We start from the raw sequence: 16,390 nt of genomic DNA on the forward strand, positions 1-16,390 counted from the left end.
AGCAATAAATAATTCATGAAAGTTATTTATTATATTATGAAGCTTTGACTTAGGATATTCTGGATTTTTTATCGATCACGATACATGATATAGTCAACTAAAAGTTCTAACTTTTCTTTATCGATATCGACATTATATAAGTATTCTTTTGATTTAATAATATGATCATCTAATTTATTCTTTGCACCTTCAATTCCTAATAGCTTCGGGTAGGTGCTCTTTTCATTATTCATGTCACTTCCGACAGGTTTACCTAGGCTCTCTTCACTACCCTCAATATCAAGAATATCATCTTTTATTTGAAACGCTAAACCTAGATGTTTAGCAAAGCCCCTTAAATTTTCAACATCTTTATCTGAAGCTTTCGCTAAGATTGCACCTGAGATAATTGAATAACTTAATAGATCGCCAGTTTTATGGTGGTGAATATATTCTAACTCGGTTAGAGTTAATTGTTTGTTCTCACCTTCCATATCTGCAGCTTGGCCACCAACCATTCCTTCTGGACCGGCGGCTTTTGTCAGCTCAACAATTAGTCGGAGCTTTTGAGATGAGTCAACAAATGTCTCACTCATCGTAGCAATAACTTGGAAGGCATATGTCAATAGAGCATCTCCAGCCAAAATTGCTGTAGCCTCCCCAAATACTTTATGGTTTGTTGGCTTTCCCCGTCGTAAATCATCATTATCCATAGCCGGGAGGTCATCATGGATTAATGAATATGTATGGATCATTTCAATGGCACAAGCTACAGGCATACTTTCTTTAAAGTCCTGACCAAAACCTTCTACAGTTGCGAATAATAACATTGGGCGAAGTCGCTTGCCGCCAGCTTCTAGTGAATAAATCATTGCCTCTTGCAGTTGTGTTGGGACTTCTAATTGTCGTACATATTCAGTAAGCTTTTGTTCTAATAGCAATTTTCTATTATTAACAAAAGACGATAAAGTTAACTTTGTCACTGTTACTCCTCCTGAAACGTTGTTAGTTCAACTTTTCCGTCTGCATGCAGAATACGATCCATACTGCTTTCAACTGATTTTAATTTATCATGACATTGTTTAGATAAAGTCATTCCTTCCTGAAACATTGATATCGCTTCTTCTAAAGGTACATCCCCTTGTTCAAGCTTTTCAACAACTTCCTCCAGCTTTTCCATTGCTTCTTCAAAGGACAATTCTTTCTTTTTACTCATGCTCTACACCTCATTTCTTTTCAATATCTTTAATTTGACATGAAACTGCCCCATCTTTTAACTCAATTGTTAATGGCTCACCAACAGTTACGTTTGAAATACTTTTAATTAATGTCCCATCTTGCTTATATGCTAAGCTATAACCCCGTGTCATGATTTTTAATGGGCTTAATGCTTCTAATTTCGTAGTAAGATGCTTAAATTGAAATTCCTTCTCTTTTTTTATTGAACTAACGTGTTGTCTTAAAAGGGTTTCATTTTTTTCTAGCTGTTCCCTTGCCTTTGCAATGTAGCTTTTAGGATGATTTCTTTGTACATCCTTTTCAATATTAAGTAAAGCCGTTCTTTTCCTTTCGATTAATTGCAGCATGTTTCGCTGTAAATCATCGAATAAACGATCTAATTGCTGCTCCTTTTGTTTGACAAGTTGTTCTGGGTAACGGAATGCATACGACTTCTGTAGATTAGTTAGCTTTTTTCGTTCAGTTTCGATTTTTTTAGCAATCGCTCTTTGAATCCGAATTTTTCGTTGTCCTATTTTTTCATGAAGATCTTCCCAATTTGGAACAGCTAATTCGGCTGCTGCTGTTGGAGTCGCGGCACGTTTATCTGCTATAAAATCGGCAATCGTAATATCGGTTTCATGTCCTACTGCACTAATAATCGGAATTGTTGATTGAAAAATTGCTTTAGCAACAACTTCCTCGTTAAACGCCCATAGCTCCTCAATCGAGCCTCCCCCCCTACCAACTATTAATACATCGATAGTTTCTGTTTGGTTTGCTTGATAAATCGCTTTTGCAATTGAATTAGGGGCTTCTGATCCTTGCACAAGAACTGGAAATAATGTAATTGTAACACTCGGAAAGCGTCTTTTGAGCGTTGTAATAATATCACGAACGGCAGCACCTGTTGATGATGTAATGACTCCAATTTCTTTAGGGATTTTTGGTAAAGGTTTTTTATACTGATCGTCAAAATAACCAGCCGCCTCTAACTTCTTTTTCAGCTGCTCATATGCCAAATACAAGTTTCCGACACCATCTGGTTGCATTTCATTAACATAAATTTGATATTGTCCAGTTGCTTCATAAATTGTAACATTGCCACGAACAATGATGTTCATCCCGTCTTCAGGAATGAACTTCAAGAAGCGGTTATTGCCCGCAAACATAACCGCTTGAATTTTTGAATGATCATCCTTAATTGTAAAGTACATATGCCCCCTGCTATGTTTTTTAAAATTAGAAATCTCACCTTTTATCCATATATTTTGTAGGATTTCATCATTGTCAAATGTTCGTTTTATGTACTTATTTAACGCTGATATCGTAAAAATTTGATCATTTGACATCCGAACCTCTCCTTACTTCACACTTACCAATAATTTTTTTGCAGACTGGATTGTATTAAATAGTAACATCGTAATCGTCATCGGCCCAACTCCACCAGGAACAGGGGTAACATGCGAAGCAACTTCTTTCGCTTCATCATAAACGACGTCTCCACAAAGTTTGCCCGTATCTAAACGATTTACACCCACATCGATAACAACACTACCCTCTTTAATATAACTTGCGTCAATAAAGTTTGCTTTTCCTACAGCAACAACAAGAATATCTGCTTGTTTTGTAATAGACTTCATATCCTTAGTACGCGAGTGACAATACGTAACAGTCGCGTTTTCATTAAGAAGTAATTGTCCAACTGGTTTGCCAACAATATTACTACGGCCAACAACTACTACATGCTTGCCTTCGATTGTAATTCCTTGAGACTTAATCATTTCAACAATTCCGAATGGAGTACATGGTAGAAATGTTTCTTCACCGATCATCATTTTTCCTACACTGATTGGATGAAAACCATCTACATCCTTATCTGGACTAATCCTTTCAATTACTGCCTTTTCAGAAATATGGGCTGGCAATGGCAATTGAACCAAAATTCCATGAATACGTGGGTCGTCATTAAATGATTGAATTGCTTCTAATAGTTGAGTTTCAGTAATAGAGTCATCTAACTTATGAAGAACAGAGTATATGCCGATTTCCTCACAAGCTTTTTGCTTTGCTTTAACATAAGATTGACTTGCAGGATCCTCCCCTACTAAAATAACAGCTAAGCCTGGTTGAACTCCTTCTTTCACCAATAGTTCTACCTCTTCTTTCATCTGTCCCCTTTTTTCTTTCGCTAAATCTTTACCACTAATTACGATTGCTGACATCCTTATTTCCCCCTTTGACTTTCGGACTTTTTATACTTTTAATGTTTCAGCTATTTTTGATAAAACACCGTTCACAAAACGACCGCTTTCTTCCCCACCAAAACTTTTTGCTACATCAACTGCTTCATTAAGCGAAACATTGACAGGAATATCCTCCAAATACTTCATTTCAAAAATAGCCATTCGGATTACTGAGCGATCTACATTTCCGACACGTTCGATCTTCCAGTTTTGCAAATTACCTATAAAAATTTGGTCGATCTCTTCTAAATGTTCTAGCGTACCAGAAACTAGCTTGTCTAAAAATAAATCTTTCTGTTCATTATCTTCCAATACGTTACTTATTGCTTCCTCTTTATCAGTTCCACTCATATCCACTTGAAAAAGTGATTGAACCGCTTTAATTCTAGCAAGTCTTCTTTTCATATGTAAATATCTCCTTTAAAATACATTAATACCATTTTTCTAAACTTGATCATACCACATTCTTGTCCCTCATTACACAACTCAATGTATTTAGTATTTAAAAAACCGCCTAAATATATTAAGAAAAAGCATGTCCAAAACATTCGCCAAAAAAAGGACGACTTTTAGGAAAGGGCATACATCTTCCATAGTGAGCAACTTGGAAGAGGCAGACCCCCTAGAGTCATCCTCGTTTCTACTTATTCTTGATTAGTGTCTACAACTACCTGCTGTGATTCGAGCTGAATTCCAACTACATGAATATTTACTGCGCTTAAATCTATTGCCGTCATTGTTTTTAGTGTTTGATGAATATTATCCTGGATTTTTCGTGCTACCTCTGGGATCGATACGCCATACTTTACAATTACATAAGCATCTACTGAAATTCCATCCTGGCCTAAATCGACTTTGACACCTTTACCATGGCTTTTTCTACCTAGTTTTTCGGCAACTCCAGTCGCAAAATTCCCTCTCATTGTAGCAACACCTTCAACCTCAGCCGCTGCTAAACTCGTAATAACTTCAATAACTTCTGGGGATATTTCTACTTTACCTAGTTTTTCATGTTGCTCTTCGAGATCAATTACGTGATTTTTTTCTGTCATTATTATAACCTCCTATGGATAGTCCATCACACAATCCAATTTTACCATTATTTATTTACCAGTTAAATTATGAATTTCTAAAAACTTTGTATTAAAGTCACCACTTACAAATGTTTCGTTATCTAACAATTTTAGATGGAAAGGAATTGTTGTATCAATGCCTTCAATCACAAACTCCTGTAAAGCTCTTTTCATTTTCGCAATTGCCTCTGACCTAGTTGCCCCATAAGTGATTACTTTTGCAATCATTGAATCGTAAAATGGGGGGATGGTGTAACCAGGATAAGCTGCTGAATCTACCCTAACACCTAAACCTCCTGGTGGCAAGTACATCGAAATTTTCCCTGGAGAGGGCATAAAGTTTTTATCAGGGTTTTCAGCATTAATTCGACACTCGATTGACCAGCCATTAAACGTAATATCCTCTTGAGTAAATTCTAACCGTTCACCTGAAGCAACTAATATCTGTTGTTTGATTAAGTCAATACCAGTGACCATTTCAGTAACAGGGTGCTCTACTTGAATTCTCGTATTCATCTCCATAAAGTAAAAATCACCTGTATGATGATCAAAAATAAACTCGACAGTTCCAGCTCCAGAATATCCAACTGCTTGGGCAGCAGATACAGCTGCATCGCCCATTTCTTTTCGTTTCGTTTCTGTAATTGCCGGTGAAGGTGTTTCTTCTAATAGTTTTTGGAGGCGGCGCTGAATACTGCAATCTCTTTCTCCTAAATGAACGACATTGCCATAGTTATCTGCTAAAACCTGGATTTCAACATGGCGAAAATCTTCAATAAACTTTTCAATATAGACACCTGGGTTACCAAATGCTGTTTGAGCCTCTTGTTGCGTGATTGAAACACCTTTTATGAGCTCTTCTTTATTCCTAGCAACCCGAATTCCTTTTCCACCACCACCAGCTGTCGCTTTGATAATGACCGGAAAAGTTATTTCACTGGCAATAGCTAGGGCATCATCAATATCTTTGATAATTCCATTTGAACCAGGAACAATCGGAACTCCCGCTTGCTTCATCGTTTCCCTTGCGACATCTTTCGTTCCCATTTTATTGATAGCCTCTGGGCTAGGTCCAACGAAAATAATGTTACATTCAGCACAAATCTCAGCGAAGTCAGCATTCTCAGCTAAAAATCCATATCCTGGATGAATGGCATCAACTTCAGTTAATGTAGCAACACTCATAATATTAGTGAAATTTAAATAACTTTTTGCTGAAGCTGTAGGGCCAATACAATAAGCTTCGTCGGCCAATCTAACATGCAATGAGTCTTTGTCAGCTTCGGAATAAACGCTAACAGTTTCTATCCCCATCTCACGGCAGGCCCGAATAATTCGAACGGCAATTTCCCCTCGGTTGGCAATTAATAATTTTTTTATCATTTAGCTTCTCCCCTATTCCGGTTTCACTAAAAATAGCTCTTGACCGTACTCGACAAGTTGCCCATTTTCAACAAGGATTTCAACAATTTCCCCTTTAATTTCTGCTTCAATTTCATTCATAAGTTTCATTGCCTCAACAATACATACTACTGATTCTTTCTTTACTTTATCCCCTACTTTTACATAAGGATCAGAATCTGGTGACGGTGATGCATAAAAGGTTCCAACCATCGGGGATGTTATTTTATGTAAATTAGTTCCCAGGGGAACAGGTGTTTCTTGCTTCACTTCTTTGTCTACACTATTAACAACTTGCGGTTGTTCAGTAGGGATGATTTGTTGTTGTGGAATTTGTACTGGAGCTTGCTGAGCGAACTGCTGCGCTTGTTCAAAAATTTTTCGTTCTTTTCTTAAAGTTATTTTGGTACCTTCTTGCTCGTATTTAAATTCTTCAATACTTGATTGATCAATAGCCTTTATTAATTCGCGAATATCTTGAATTTTCATCATGTTTCTTCACTCCTCGTTATTCTCCATCATTTCTTATTCAACTCGGTTTTATACTTTTTACAACGACATCCTAATTACTTTGTCTTATGACTTAGTACTAATTCAATGCTACCTTAAAATTTATCATTTTAAAAGGTTTTTTTCTACTAAAGAATCGTAATTTTAAATAAAGTCCAAAAAAACAGCCATCAGCTCTTCTTCTCAACCTAGAATATCAATATCAGGAAACTCGTTTCACCGCACTGTTATTAAAACTAGTATAGAAGCATTTCTCAAATATACCCGAAAAAATCTGCACAAAAAAGATGACCCAGTCTTTGAGTCATCTAAAAAATGGTTATTCTTGTTCTTCCGTTGCTGTTACACTATCATTTTTATATTGTTTAAAAACAGGGAATTCTGAAAGATTTTCCGGTATTTTTCCATTTTCCAACAAAATAATTTTTACAATATTCTTATTTCTTGCCATATGAAACTTATCACCATACTCGTTTTCCTGAGTATATTTTTTCAATGATTGATAATCTTCTTCTTGAATCGAGACGTTGTATATTTCGCTATCTGATGCTTCGAACTGTTGCTCGAAACCGACTTCAAACTCAACAATTTGAATTTGATCATTTTTCATATTTCTTGTCTGTTCTAGTACCGCTTTGGCGCCTTCTGTTAAGTCAGTCCATTGCATGATGATCTCTCCCTTACAATAAGTAAATTAAATGTAGATGAGTTGGCTTTAATCCATTAATCAATTTCACAAACCTTTTTCAATACCACTATGTTACAACTATAGCTGATTTAAACTGTTCTTAACTAATGTTGCACAATCAGGTTACTTTTATAAGATTATGAAATTAATTTGAGTAAAATTTGTTATATTTCCTTTACTTTACCAAGGTCGTATTATACCACTATTAATTTAGAATTGCACCTTATCAATAGCATTATTCCAAAATAGGCTGATTTATTATTATTCATCCATTCATAATTTCCCGCTCACAACCTTGATTGATAATATTGACTGACAAAATTTAAAAAGAAGATTGGTCCGTAAGACCAATCTTCTTTGCTTACTTTGTAGTTGGTTGGAAAGCGACAGCAATATTATCAATACCAAGTTGCTCGCGAGCCATTAAATTAATTGTTACCGCTTCTTCTCTAGATAGTTCATTAGCTTTAACAATAATTTTCACTTCATCACCTTCAGCAATGACTAAAACATCTTCATAGCCCTTTGTTTTAATTAAGGTTTCAAGCATTTCTTCTTTTTGCGCTAAAACATGAAGGTGTTCAATATTATCTAATGCTCGACTTTGAAGATCGGCTGATGCCTCTACTGAAGCAATAACTGCAACGTAATCCTCATTCATTCTTTCTCTTGCCTCTCTGCGCTCTAAACGAATTGAGTTGAATACTTCATCATTTGTAAAGCTAGTTAAAATTTTGTCACCAAACAACTCTTCCATTGATTCTTCTGTAATCTCTTCAAACTCTACAAAAGTATTGTTATTTTCGCCCTGCTTTTCTTCTTCACCAACAAACGCTAACTGATCCTGCATTGGAGATGTAATATAGTACACCGATAATACAATAATTAAGCTAAGCATTGTAAGCAACCAAACTGTTTGTCTTTTTAATACCATTTTTTATTCCTCCTTTGTTTTCTTTGGTAGAACTGAAACTCGATGAGAAGGCACGTCTAACACTCTACTCACAGCTTCTACTACCCAAGTTTTCACTTGAATGTTTTCGACTCCTCTAGCGACAACGAGAACGCCTCTTATATTTGGTTTTTCTGTTTTCGCTACTAGCGCCTCTTCTTTATCACCAGTTCGAATGATAATAACTTCTTCCTCACGAGTGGTATCTTCAACATTTCGCTTACCACCTTCGCGATCAGTCTCATTCGTTTTTTGCTCCTTGATGCTTTTATTTCTTTCGAATACTCTCGTTTCAGTTTCTGCTAGATTAACCATAACTGTCACCTCAGAAACTCCAACAATTTCTTCAAGGGCATCTCTCAGTTGTTTCTCATAGTTATATTCATAGTCTTGCATCGTAATTGGTTCATCACTAGAATTTTTACTTGTGAAGACCGGTACGGACTCACCAGTTTCTTTTGACTCATCTTTAAACACTGGTATACCTTCTTGTAAGCTGCTAGATTTTGAGAAATTGCTAAAGATCATTAACGCAAGACCTACACACATAACGATAGCTAAATATTGTAGTGGACTACTTCGTTTTTTTCTATCATCGTTATTTGCAAAAAGTTTTTTTAACCATTGGCCATTTTGCTCCTTTTGGGTCATTGATCTAAACTCCCTCCTTCCATTAAAACTTCAACTTTCTCTATTGGTATAGTCCAAGTAGTTGCTAGATATTGAAGAATTTCCTGTTTATTTGTTGTTGTTTCTTGCAAAGGCTCTACTCCTTTACTCGTATCGATCTCAACGAGGGCAACGACTGGGACTGTTTTGTCTCCTTCTTCTATGTCGCTGTCAACCTTTTTTAGTAAAATTGATACTTGAACAATGCTATTCAAATAGTCATCTTCTTCTAAAAAATCGTTTAAATCTACCATCACTTCTACAACTTCTTTATCAAACTTTGTAATCATCTCCTCTTCTACTTGTCTCTTAAGTTGGACAGCCACCTGTTCTGAAATATATGCAAGAGTTACCTGTTGTATTTCTTTTTTCTTATTTTCTAATGAAAATTGTACATTTTTTTCTTCAAGGTGGTTTGATAAGCCGATTGAAGATACCCAGCTATCAACATCCTTCGTAAAAATTGAAATTAGTGGAGTCAAGATTATAACTAGTAACAACAAACCAACGACCATCTTTACATACCTTTGCAAACTTGAGTTAGGCAGGAGGAGTTCTAATACGCTTGCTAAAAGGATTAGTAAAATTATATTGCTTATCCATTCTGTTAATAGCTGCATCGCTACCCTCCCCTTTTTAGTGTGGAAATCCATTTGTAAAGAAAGTTAGTTTACTAATTAAAAGGGAGCGGAAATCGCTTCCTCTATACATGTTTTCAGAGGCTCTTTTATAAATGGATAAAGAAATACAATAAACCGATAACGAATATTGATAAAAATATAGTAGTACCCGCTTCTTTTATTGATTCAACCTTATTCATCAACTCACCCCATTTATAAAACTTTTTAGATATTCATTAACCCGCATATACGGTAATTTTCTGTAGTAAAAAAGCGCCACATTAATTTTAGTTACCTCATCATCAGTGATAAGTTCCCTGCAGCAACCATAATCGTAATCGCTAGAAAGAACATTAAACATACTGTCGCGAGGGCAGCAAATATAAAAATAACCGCTTTTCCAATGATTGATAAACTATTAATAATAGCACCACCACCAAGTGGCTGAAGGACCGCTGCGGCTAAATTAAAAATAATCGCTAGCGTTAAAACTTTTATTGCTGGAAAAGCACAAATTAAAAGGAGTATAGCTAGTCCAACAATTCCAACTGTATTTTTCAACAATATTGACGCACCCATAACTGTATCAGCGGCATCTGTAAATACACGGCCAACTACTGGGACAAAATTCCCTGTAACAAACTTTGCTGTTCTAATTGTTATTCCATCTGCAACAGCAGTAACTGCTCCTTGTACAGAAATAACGCCTAAAAATATTGTTAGAAAAATTCCGAGCGTTCCTATACTAATATTTCGTAATAAGTTGGCTAGCTTGGTCACTTTATAATGATCTGTTAGAGTACTAACAAGGCTTAATAACGTCGATAAGAATAAAAGTGGTAATACGAAATGCTGGACTATGAGTCCACTCGTATTCACTAAAAATATAATTAACGGATGGAACAATGCTACTGACGTTAAACTTCCGATTGAAGCTAGAAGTGCTAATAACAATGGCAACAAAGCAATCATAAAATTAATCATCGAAGAAATCGCCGTTTGTGCATATGTCGCAGCTACATAAAAACTATTAATCGCTATGATCATCAACACCATATACACAATGGCATTCGCTACTTTACTGACCGCATTTGTTTCAAAAGCTGTTTGTAAATTTTGTAGGATCATACTAAATACCGTTAGTAAAATTAACGTTCCTAGTAACTTACCATTAACAATTAATTCGTGAAAAAAGTAACGGACAAAACCTAACATCCACTCTTTTAGTGAAAACTTCTTTTCTCCACGAACAAATTCCATAAATGATCCTTTTTGATTTTCAGGAAGAAAACCGCCATATTCAGTAACGATTTGCTCCCAATATTCTCTAATTTCATCTACTCCTAATTGCGAAAGCTGCTGTTCTACTAGATTTTCTTGGGGTTGTGGTTCTGCCAATGCTACAATAGGTACGAGAAAGAACATAACGATTGCTAAAACAACTATTTTTTTCATGATATAAACCCCTATCTTAGAAATCCCAGGAATTTTCGTTAGTATGGCAGTAGTCCAATAACGGTTTCAATGATAGCTGTAATGATCGGGATAGCCATGACCAGAATAAATACTTTACCAGCCAATTCAATTTTTGAAGCAATCGCGCCTTGCCCCGCATCTTTAGCAATTTGTGCTCCAAATTCTGCAATATAAGCAATTCCGATAATTTTTAAAATTGTTTGGACATACACCATATTTATATTTGCATTTACAGCTATTTTTTGAAGCATTGTTACGATCATATAAATTTGATCAATTAGAAAAATGAAAATTAATACACCTACGAAAACTGTTAATAAGAATGCAAATATCGGTTTCTGTTCCTTTACTACAAGGGCTAAGAACGTAGTAATTAACCCTAAGCCGACTATCTGTATAATTTCAATGGCCCAACACCTCCCTTATTGAAAGAGAAAGACACCCTTAATTTTCTGAAACAAGTTATCAACGATCGAAGCAACCATATAAAGAACAACAACAAATCCAATCAACGTGACCCAATGCGCCCAGTCTTCTTTACCCATTTGCTTCAATACTGTGTGGATCATCGCAACAACGATCCCAATCCCTGCAATTTGAAATATTGTGTTAACATCGTAGCCCATGGTACTCTCCTCCTTAGCCTAAAACCCTACATCATCAAAATGACAATTAACAATCCTGTTAAAAAACCAAGGCTTTTTAACATTTTCTCATACCGGTTCTGGGACTCAATCGCGTCTCCTTCTTCCCTTTCTAAATGGTTTAATGTCAAACGAATTTGCTTTTGTTGATGCTCTCTATCATGCTGACCTAATGTGGCACCAAACTGACTCATCACTTCCAATTCCCCTTTACACAAAGCTGTTAAATGCCATGTTTCTTTTAAACTTTCTTCCCAAGCTCTATGTACACTAACTTCTCCCATCTTTAGTCTTTCGGAAAAACAAGTGAAAAAGTAAGTTAATGGCTTCGGAAGTTGTTTAGCAATATGATCACAAGCATCTGCTAGTGGGGTAAGTCCGTACATAATTTCGGACTCTAATGATTGCAAAGCAACTTTTAAGTGCCTAAGTTGACGCGGTCTCTCAGTTAACCTTTTCGCAAACTCAAATCCCACCCATGTCGTAGCAATTAAAATTAAAATAGCTCCTAAAATCTTCAAAGTAATCTCACCACATCTTTTCCGTTTCCATCCCTGATCCGCTTTACTTTGCCAGGCTGAAATCCCCTAGTCAATTCAATACAACGTGTAAAGACATTCATGTTAAGTAGTTGTTTTAAAGTTGGCCGATCCATAACATCCTCCAACCTATTCCCATGCACGGTTGTTATAATTTTCACACCTGAGTGGATAGCTTCCATAATTGCATCACTATCTTCAACTCTGCCGATCTCATCAACAATTAATACTTGAGGGCTCATAGATCTAATTAACATCATCATTCCTTCAGCCTTAGGACAAGCATCTAGTACATCTACTCGATTTCCTAAGCGGTGTTGTGGGATCCCTTTTACACATCCAGCAATCTCAGAGCGTTCATCAACAATACCGATCTTCATTGATGGTATATGCTGTTTGCCCTCGCTAATAATTCTCGCTAGATCTCTGAGAATAGTTGTTTTTCCAGTTTGAGGCGGACCAATGATTAGCGTGTTATGCCACTCATCATTGGTGTATAAATTCTGGGTATACATTTCAGCAACACCAATTTTCTGACGGGCGACTCGAATGTTAAAAGAACTAATATCACGAATTGCCTTCACTTGTCCTTTTTCAGTAATTACTTTCCCTGCAAGTCCGACACGATGGCCACCACGAATCGTTATATAGCCTCTTTTCAGCTCTTCTTCAAGCGCATATAATGAGTAATCACTTAATTGATTAAGTAAGTGGATAGCATCACTTGCAGAAATTAAATATTGAGTGTCAAGACGGGTTGGGAAAACTGGTTTACCATCAATCACAATTTCAAGAGGTTTAGAAATTCTAATTCTTACCTCCTCAATTCGTTCCTTCATTTTAGGAGGTAAGTTCACAACTATTTCCCTAATTTTTTCTGGTAAAACAGCTAAAATTTCATCCATACCATCCACGCCTTCCATTAGGTCTTGAACTTGTCTTACTATAAAAAATGTATGCATGCTTGACCATATTATGACTATTCATTTTAAGTGTTCACCTTCTTACACCGATTAGAATAAGTAAGACGCCACATCCTATTAAAAAAAGTTTACTAAATGAAAGTTTATCAGCCATGCCAATCAAACCAATACTCATCGTCAAAATGAGAACTATTGGGCCTACGATTGCTAAAGACGCATTAATCATCACAGCTTTATCAACGGAGTTGAATTTTAACATCAGTGTGGCTGCACTAATTTCAATTAACCCAGAAATTATTCTTAAAATAACCATTCCTAGGACCGCTGTTTCCACAGTCGCAATCCAGTTTTTCATTTACTCCACCCCAAATACATTTTTAAAGTTCTAGAAGACAATATTTCTTCAAAAGATGCCTTCTCTTTCTTTGAAAAACATCTTTTTTATACGGTTAGTACAAGCTTATGAAAACGTAGCTAAATTAGAACAGAAAAAACACCTACTTACAAAAGTGTAAATAGATGCTTTATAATATTTAAAAAAAGTAACCAGATGCCACTTATTTTTAAATTCTCTATCCTATTCCTATATCATCACTCTATCTGACTCTCTATAACACTTAATAAGGCTCCTTCTTCCTCCATCCACTCCTCAAAGGAATAACGATCGGAACAGAAAGCTCCGATTTGAGTATCATCTTTATAAACATTTACACAAAACATATCATCAAAATGGTTGTAATATTCAAGTTCATACTGGGCAATTTTTTTTCGGTTTTTATTTGAAGGGATCTTTGCATTCTTTACTTGTTTAATATGTGTCTCAGTTAATTGCAGAAGGTCTGTCTCATCCCATTCTTCAAAATAAGATACATCGGAACAAAATTGGCCCATGTTTTTCCCATGCTGATAAACTTCTACACAAACAATGTCCTTCGAGAATTCATAGTAAGAAATTTGTAAACCTTCTTTAAATTTCTTTACTTTCTTTTCCACGTTAACACCCCTTTTTTTGATATGTTATTAACCCCTTACCCATACATACCCTATATTTGAAAATTCATGCATATTTTTTTGAAAATTCTTAAAACTTTTTTAAAGGAAAATAAAAAAGGCCGACATAAGTCGACCTTGGCCCATTTTTAGCAATATTAGCTTTTTGAATACACTTTAAAATTAATTGCTACATTTTACCCCAATTGCTACTCAACTGAATGCTTATTCTTTTGCTCTAGACATATAAGCAGCATTACGAGTATCGATTAAGAGGATTTCACCTTCATTAATAAAGAATGGTACTTGTACTGTTAAACCTGTTTCTAGAACTGCAGTCTTTGTTCCACCTGATGAAGTATCACCTTTAATGCCAGGCTCCGTCTCTGCCACTTTTAACTCGACTGTATTTGGTAATTCAACACCAAGCGTTTCTCCTTGGAATGTCATTACTTGCACAACCATATTTTCTTTTAAGAATTTTAACTCATATTGTAATTGTGCTGAAGATAATTCAAGTTGCTCATAAGATTCATTATCCATAAATGTATGAACGTCACCGCTAGCATAAAGATATGCCATACGGCGATTTTCAATATGTGCTTTAGAAACTTTTTCACCTGCACGAAATGTCTTTTCTTGAATCGCTCCTGTACGAAGGTTACGAAGCTTTGAACGAACAAAAGCTGCTCCTTTTCCTGGCTTTACATGTTGAAATTCAACAACCTGCCATAAACCTCCATCAACCTCTATTGTTAAACCTGTTTTAAAATCATTTACTGAAATCATTTGTTACTCCTCCTATTATTCGCCTATAATTAATAATTCTTTTGTAGAATACGTTAACGATTCATTACCATTTTCTGTGATAACTGTATCATCTTCAATACGAGTACCACCAACCCCTGAAATATATATACCAGGCTCAACCGTAACAACCATTCCTGGTTTTAATATTGTATCTGACTTCATCGATAATCCAGGCCCTTCATGAACTTCCATTCCAAGACCATGTCCTGTTGAATGACCAAAATACTCCCCGTAGCCCTGTACTGTTATATAATCTCTAGTTATAGCATCTGCTTCTTTTCCTGTCATTCCAGGTTTTATGCCATTCATTCCTCTAAGTTGAGCCTCTAATACTGTTTGATAAATTTTTTCTAATTCACTGGATGGTTTACCAACAGCGACAGTTCGTGTTATATCCGAACAATAGCCTTTATAGTATGCGCCAAAATCAAGAGTTACAAGCTCACCCTTTTTGATGATTTTGTTTGTTGCAACACCGTGAGGAAATGCTGAACGTATACCTGAAGCAACGATAATATCGAATGATGATGAAGCTGCTCCTTGTTTTCTCATGAAGAATTCTAATTCATTAGAGACGTCTAACTCGGTAAGTCCTGGTTTTATGTAAGTGATGATATGATCAAAGGCGGCATCAGCAATTTTTGCTGCATCCTTTAGTATCTTAATCTCTCGTTCATCTTTAAGCAAGCGTAAATCTTCAATTATGCCACTAACTGGGACTAGTTGTGAATTTGCAAAATTGACTTTATACTCTTCGTACTGAGCGAATGATACATATGATTTTTCAAATCCTAACTTTTTAATCCCCAATTCGTTCAGCTGATTTGCGATCTCCTCTATGATAGATGCTTTATGTTGAACAATTTCAAAATTCTCAGCTTGTTCAGATGCTTGATCAATATAGCGAAAATCTGTGATGAATTTAGCCTCTTTCTCAGAGATAAGGGCAACACCAGCAGTCCCCGTGAAACCAGTAATATATCTTCGGTTGTAACTACTTGTGACTAAAATTCCATCAATTTCGTTTTCTTTTAACTTTTTACGTAGTTGTACCAATCTTTCCATCAAAAATCCTCCTTTACTAATGACAATAGGGCAAGCTTATAACCTTTAGTTCCTAATCCTACAATTTGACCAATAGTAACTGGTGAAATTACTGATTGATGTCTAAAAGATTCTCTAGCATGTACATTAGAGATATGCACCTCAATAGTCGGAAATGATACACTAGCAATTGCGTCTCTGATTGCATAACTATAGTGAGTAAATGCGCCCGGATTAATGATTAGGCCTGCATAATCTCTATCTTCAGCCTTGTGAATTAAATCAATAATCTCACCTTCATGATTTGATTGTTTAAAGGCAAGTTCACAACCCAATTGACTAGCCAGTTTTTCTAGATTAGCTTGTAAATCTGCTAATTTTTCAGTCCCATAAATATGTGGTTCACGCTTCCCAAGTCTATTTAAGTTGGGGCCATTTAAGATTAATATTTTTTTCATCATTTCCCCCCTATGTACGGGTTATTTTGTAAGAAAAGTACAGAGCGCCTAGCTACGACAAGCAAATGTTCTAGCAAGCAACTTCTTGATTGCAATTCTTGCAAGCTTTGCGACAAGTAACCGCAGGAGCAGTTGGCTAGACATCAAGCC

General features: G+C 35.9%; 22 protein-coding genes. All 22 read right to left on the bottom strand.

Annotated features, from left to right (window positions below; genetic code table 11):
- Positions 1 to 68: 68 nt before the first annotated feature.
- Positions 69 to 962, bottom strand: coding sequence for a polyprenyl synthetase family protein (locus tag ACK4M9_RS10135; RefSeq protein ID WP_409850014.1), 894 nt, complete (start codon positions 960 to 962; stop codon positions 69 to 71).
- A gap of 2 nt (positions 963 to 964) precedes the next feature.
- Positions 965 to 1,195 carry an exodeoxyribonuclease VII small subunit gene (xseB, locus tag ACK4M9_RS10140; RefSeq protein WP_409850016.1) on the bottom strand — a complete coding sequence of 77 codons (231 nt, stop codon included), beginning with the start codon at positions 1,193 to 1,195 and terminating at the stop codon, positions 965 to 967.
- A 10-nt stretch (positions 1,196 to 1,205) separates the two neighbouring features.
- Positions 1,206 to 2,549 carry an exodeoxyribonuclease VII large subunit gene (xseA, locus tag ACK4M9_RS10145; RefSeq protein ID WP_409850018.1) on the bottom strand — a complete coding sequence of 448 codons (1,344 nt, stop codon included), beginning with the start codon at positions 2,547 to 2,549 and terminating at the stop codon, positions 1,206 to 1,208.
- 12 nt (positions 2,550 to 2,561) lie between these two features.
- On the bottom strand, positions 2,562 to 3,422 hold the full coding sequence (gene folD, locus ACK4M9_RS10150; RefSeq protein WP_409850020.1) for a bifunctional methylenetetrahydrofolate dehydrogenase/methenyltetrahydrofolate cyclohydrolase FolD: 861 nt from the start codon (positions 3,420 to 3,422) through the stop codon (positions 2,562 to 2,564).
- A gap of 30 nt (positions 3,423 to 3,452) precedes the next feature.
- Positions 3,453 to 3,848, bottom strand: a complete 396-nt coding sequence (gene nusB / locus ACK4M9_RS10155) for a transcription antitermination factor NusB (protein ID WP_409850022.1) — start codon at positions 3,846 to 3,848, stop codon at positions 3,453 to 3,455.
- Positions 3,849 to 4,087: 239 nt separating this feature from the next.
- Complete coding sequence (locus ACK4M9_RS10160) at positions 4,088 to 4,495, bottom strand: Asp23/Gls24 family envelope stress response protein (RefSeq protein WP_409850024.1); 408 nt, start codon at positions 4,493 to 4,495, stop codon at positions 4,088 to 4,090.
- A gap of 51 nt (positions 4,496 to 4,546) precedes the next feature.
- Positions 4,547 to 5,899: an acetyl-CoA carboxylase biotin carboxylase subunit gene (gene accC / locus ACK4M9_RS10165; protein WP_409850025.1), complete on the bottom strand. Its 1,353-nt coding sequence runs from the start codon at positions 5,897 to 5,899 to the stop codon at positions 4,547 to 4,549.
- Between the two features lie 12 nt (positions 5,900 to 5,911).
- Entirely contained in the window at positions 5,912 to 6,409 is a 498-nt protein-coding gene (gene accB, locus ACK4M9_RS10170; protein WP_409850027.1) for an acetyl-CoA carboxylase biotin carboxyl carrier protein, read from the bottom strand.
- Between the two features lie 337 nt (positions 6,410 to 6,746).
- Complete coding sequence (locus tag ACK4M9_RS10175) at positions 6,747 to 7,094, bottom strand: hypothetical protein (protein WP_409850029.1); 348 nt, start codon at positions 7,092 to 7,094, stop codon at positions 6,747 to 6,749.
- Positions 7,095 to 7,476: 382 nt separating this feature from the next.
- Positions 7,477 to 8,049: a SpoIIIAH-like family protein gene (locus tag ACK4M9_RS10180; RefSeq protein WP_409850031.1), complete on the bottom strand. Its 573-nt coding sequence runs from the start codon at positions 8,047 to 8,049 to the stop codon at positions 7,477 to 7,479.
- 3 nt (positions 8,050 to 8,052) lie between these two features.
- Positions 8,053 to 8,718 (bottom strand): stage III sporulation protein AG, encoded by a 666-nt coding sequence (gene spoIIIAG / locus ACK4M9_RS10185; RefSeq protein ID WP_409850033.1) that lies wholly within the window; start codon positions 8,716 to 8,718, stop codon positions 8,053 to 8,055.
- Positions 8,715 to 9,356 carry a stage III sporulation protein AF gene (gene spoIIIAF, locus ACK4M9_RS10190; RefSeq protein WP_409850034.1) on the bottom strand — a complete coding sequence of 214 codons (642 nt, stop codon included), beginning with the start codon at positions 9,354 to 9,356 and terminating at the stop codon, positions 8,715 to 8,717. The genes spoIIIAG and spoIIIAF overlap by 4 nt, the downstream gene beginning before the upstream one ends.
- A gap of 291 nt (positions 9,357 to 9,647) precedes the next feature.
- Positions 9,648 to 10,811 (bottom strand): stage III sporulation protein AE, encoded by a 1,164-nt coding sequence (gene spoIIIAE / locus ACK4M9_RS10195; RefSeq protein ID WP_409850036.1) that lies wholly within the window; start codon positions 10,809 to 10,811, stop codon positions 9,648 to 9,650.
- A 38-nt stretch (positions 10,812 to 10,849) separates the two neighbouring features.
- Complete coding sequence (spoIIIAD, locus tag ACK4M9_RS10200) at positions 10,850 to 11,239, bottom strand: stage III sporulation protein AD (protein WP_261179262.1); 390 nt, start codon at positions 11,237 to 11,239, stop codon at positions 10,850 to 10,852.
- Between the two features lie 15 nt (positions 11,240 to 11,254).
- The gene (gene spoIIIAC, locus ACK4M9_RS10205) at positions 11,255 to 11,458 is read right to left on the bottom strand and encodes a stage III sporulation protein AC (protein ID WP_129079017.1); all 204 of its coding nucleotides are present in this window, start codon (positions 11,456 to 11,458) and stop codon (positions 11,255 to 11,257) included.
- 26 nt (positions 11,459 to 11,484) lie between these two features.
- Positions 11,485 to 11,997, bottom strand: a complete 513-nt coding sequence (gene spoIIIAB, locus ACK4M9_RS10210) for a stage III sporulation protein SpoIIIAB (RefSeq protein ID WP_409850038.1) — start codon at positions 11,995 to 11,997, stop codon at positions 11,485 to 11,487.
- Complete coding sequence (gene spoIIIAA, locus ACK4M9_RS10215) at positions 11,994 to 12,920, bottom strand: stage III sporulation protein AA (RefSeq protein ID WP_409850040.1); 927 nt, start codon at positions 12,918 to 12,920, stop codon at positions 11,994 to 11,996. Before spoIIIAA ends, spoIIIAB begins: the two co-directional genes overlap by 4 nt.
- A gap of 91 nt (positions 12,921 to 13,011) precedes the next feature.
- A complete protein-coding gene (locus tag ACK4M9_RS10220; protein WP_409850042.1) occupies positions 13,012 to 13,293 on the bottom strand; it encodes a YqhV family protein in 282 nt (93 codons plus the stop codon).
- A gap of 236 nt (positions 13,294 to 13,529) precedes the next feature.
- Complete coding sequence (locus tag ACK4M9_RS10225) at positions 13,530 to 13,931, bottom strand: hypothetical protein (protein WP_409850044.1); 402 nt, start codon at positions 13,929 to 13,931, stop codon at positions 13,530 to 13,532.
- A 222-nt stretch (positions 13,932 to 14,153) separates the two neighbouring features.
- Positions 14,154 to 14,717: an elongation factor P gene (efp, locus tag ACK4M9_RS10230; protein ID WP_409850046.1), complete on the bottom strand. Its 564-nt coding sequence runs from the start codon at positions 14,715 to 14,717 to the stop codon at positions 14,154 to 14,156.
- A gap of 15 nt (positions 14,718 to 14,732) precedes the next feature.
- Complete coding sequence (locus tag ACK4M9_RS10235; protein WP_409850048.1) at positions 14,733 to 15,803, bottom strand: M24 family metallopeptidase; 1,071 nt, start codon at positions 15,801 to 15,803, stop codon at positions 14,733 to 14,735.
- A complete protein-coding gene (aroQ, locus tag ACK4M9_RS10240; RefSeq protein WP_409850050.1) occupies positions 15,803 to 16,240 on the bottom strand; it encodes a type II 3-dehydroquinate dehydratase in 438 nt (145 codons plus the stop codon). The genes ACK4M9_RS10235 and aroQ overlap by 1 nt, the downstream gene beginning before the upstream one ends.
- Positions 16,241 to 16,390: the final 150 nt, after the last annotated feature.

Source organism: Anaerobacillus sp. (genome assembly GCF_046314235.1).
Taxonomy (GTDB): domain Bacteria; phylum Bacillota; class Bacilli; order Bacillales; family Anaerobacillaceae; genus Anaerobacillus.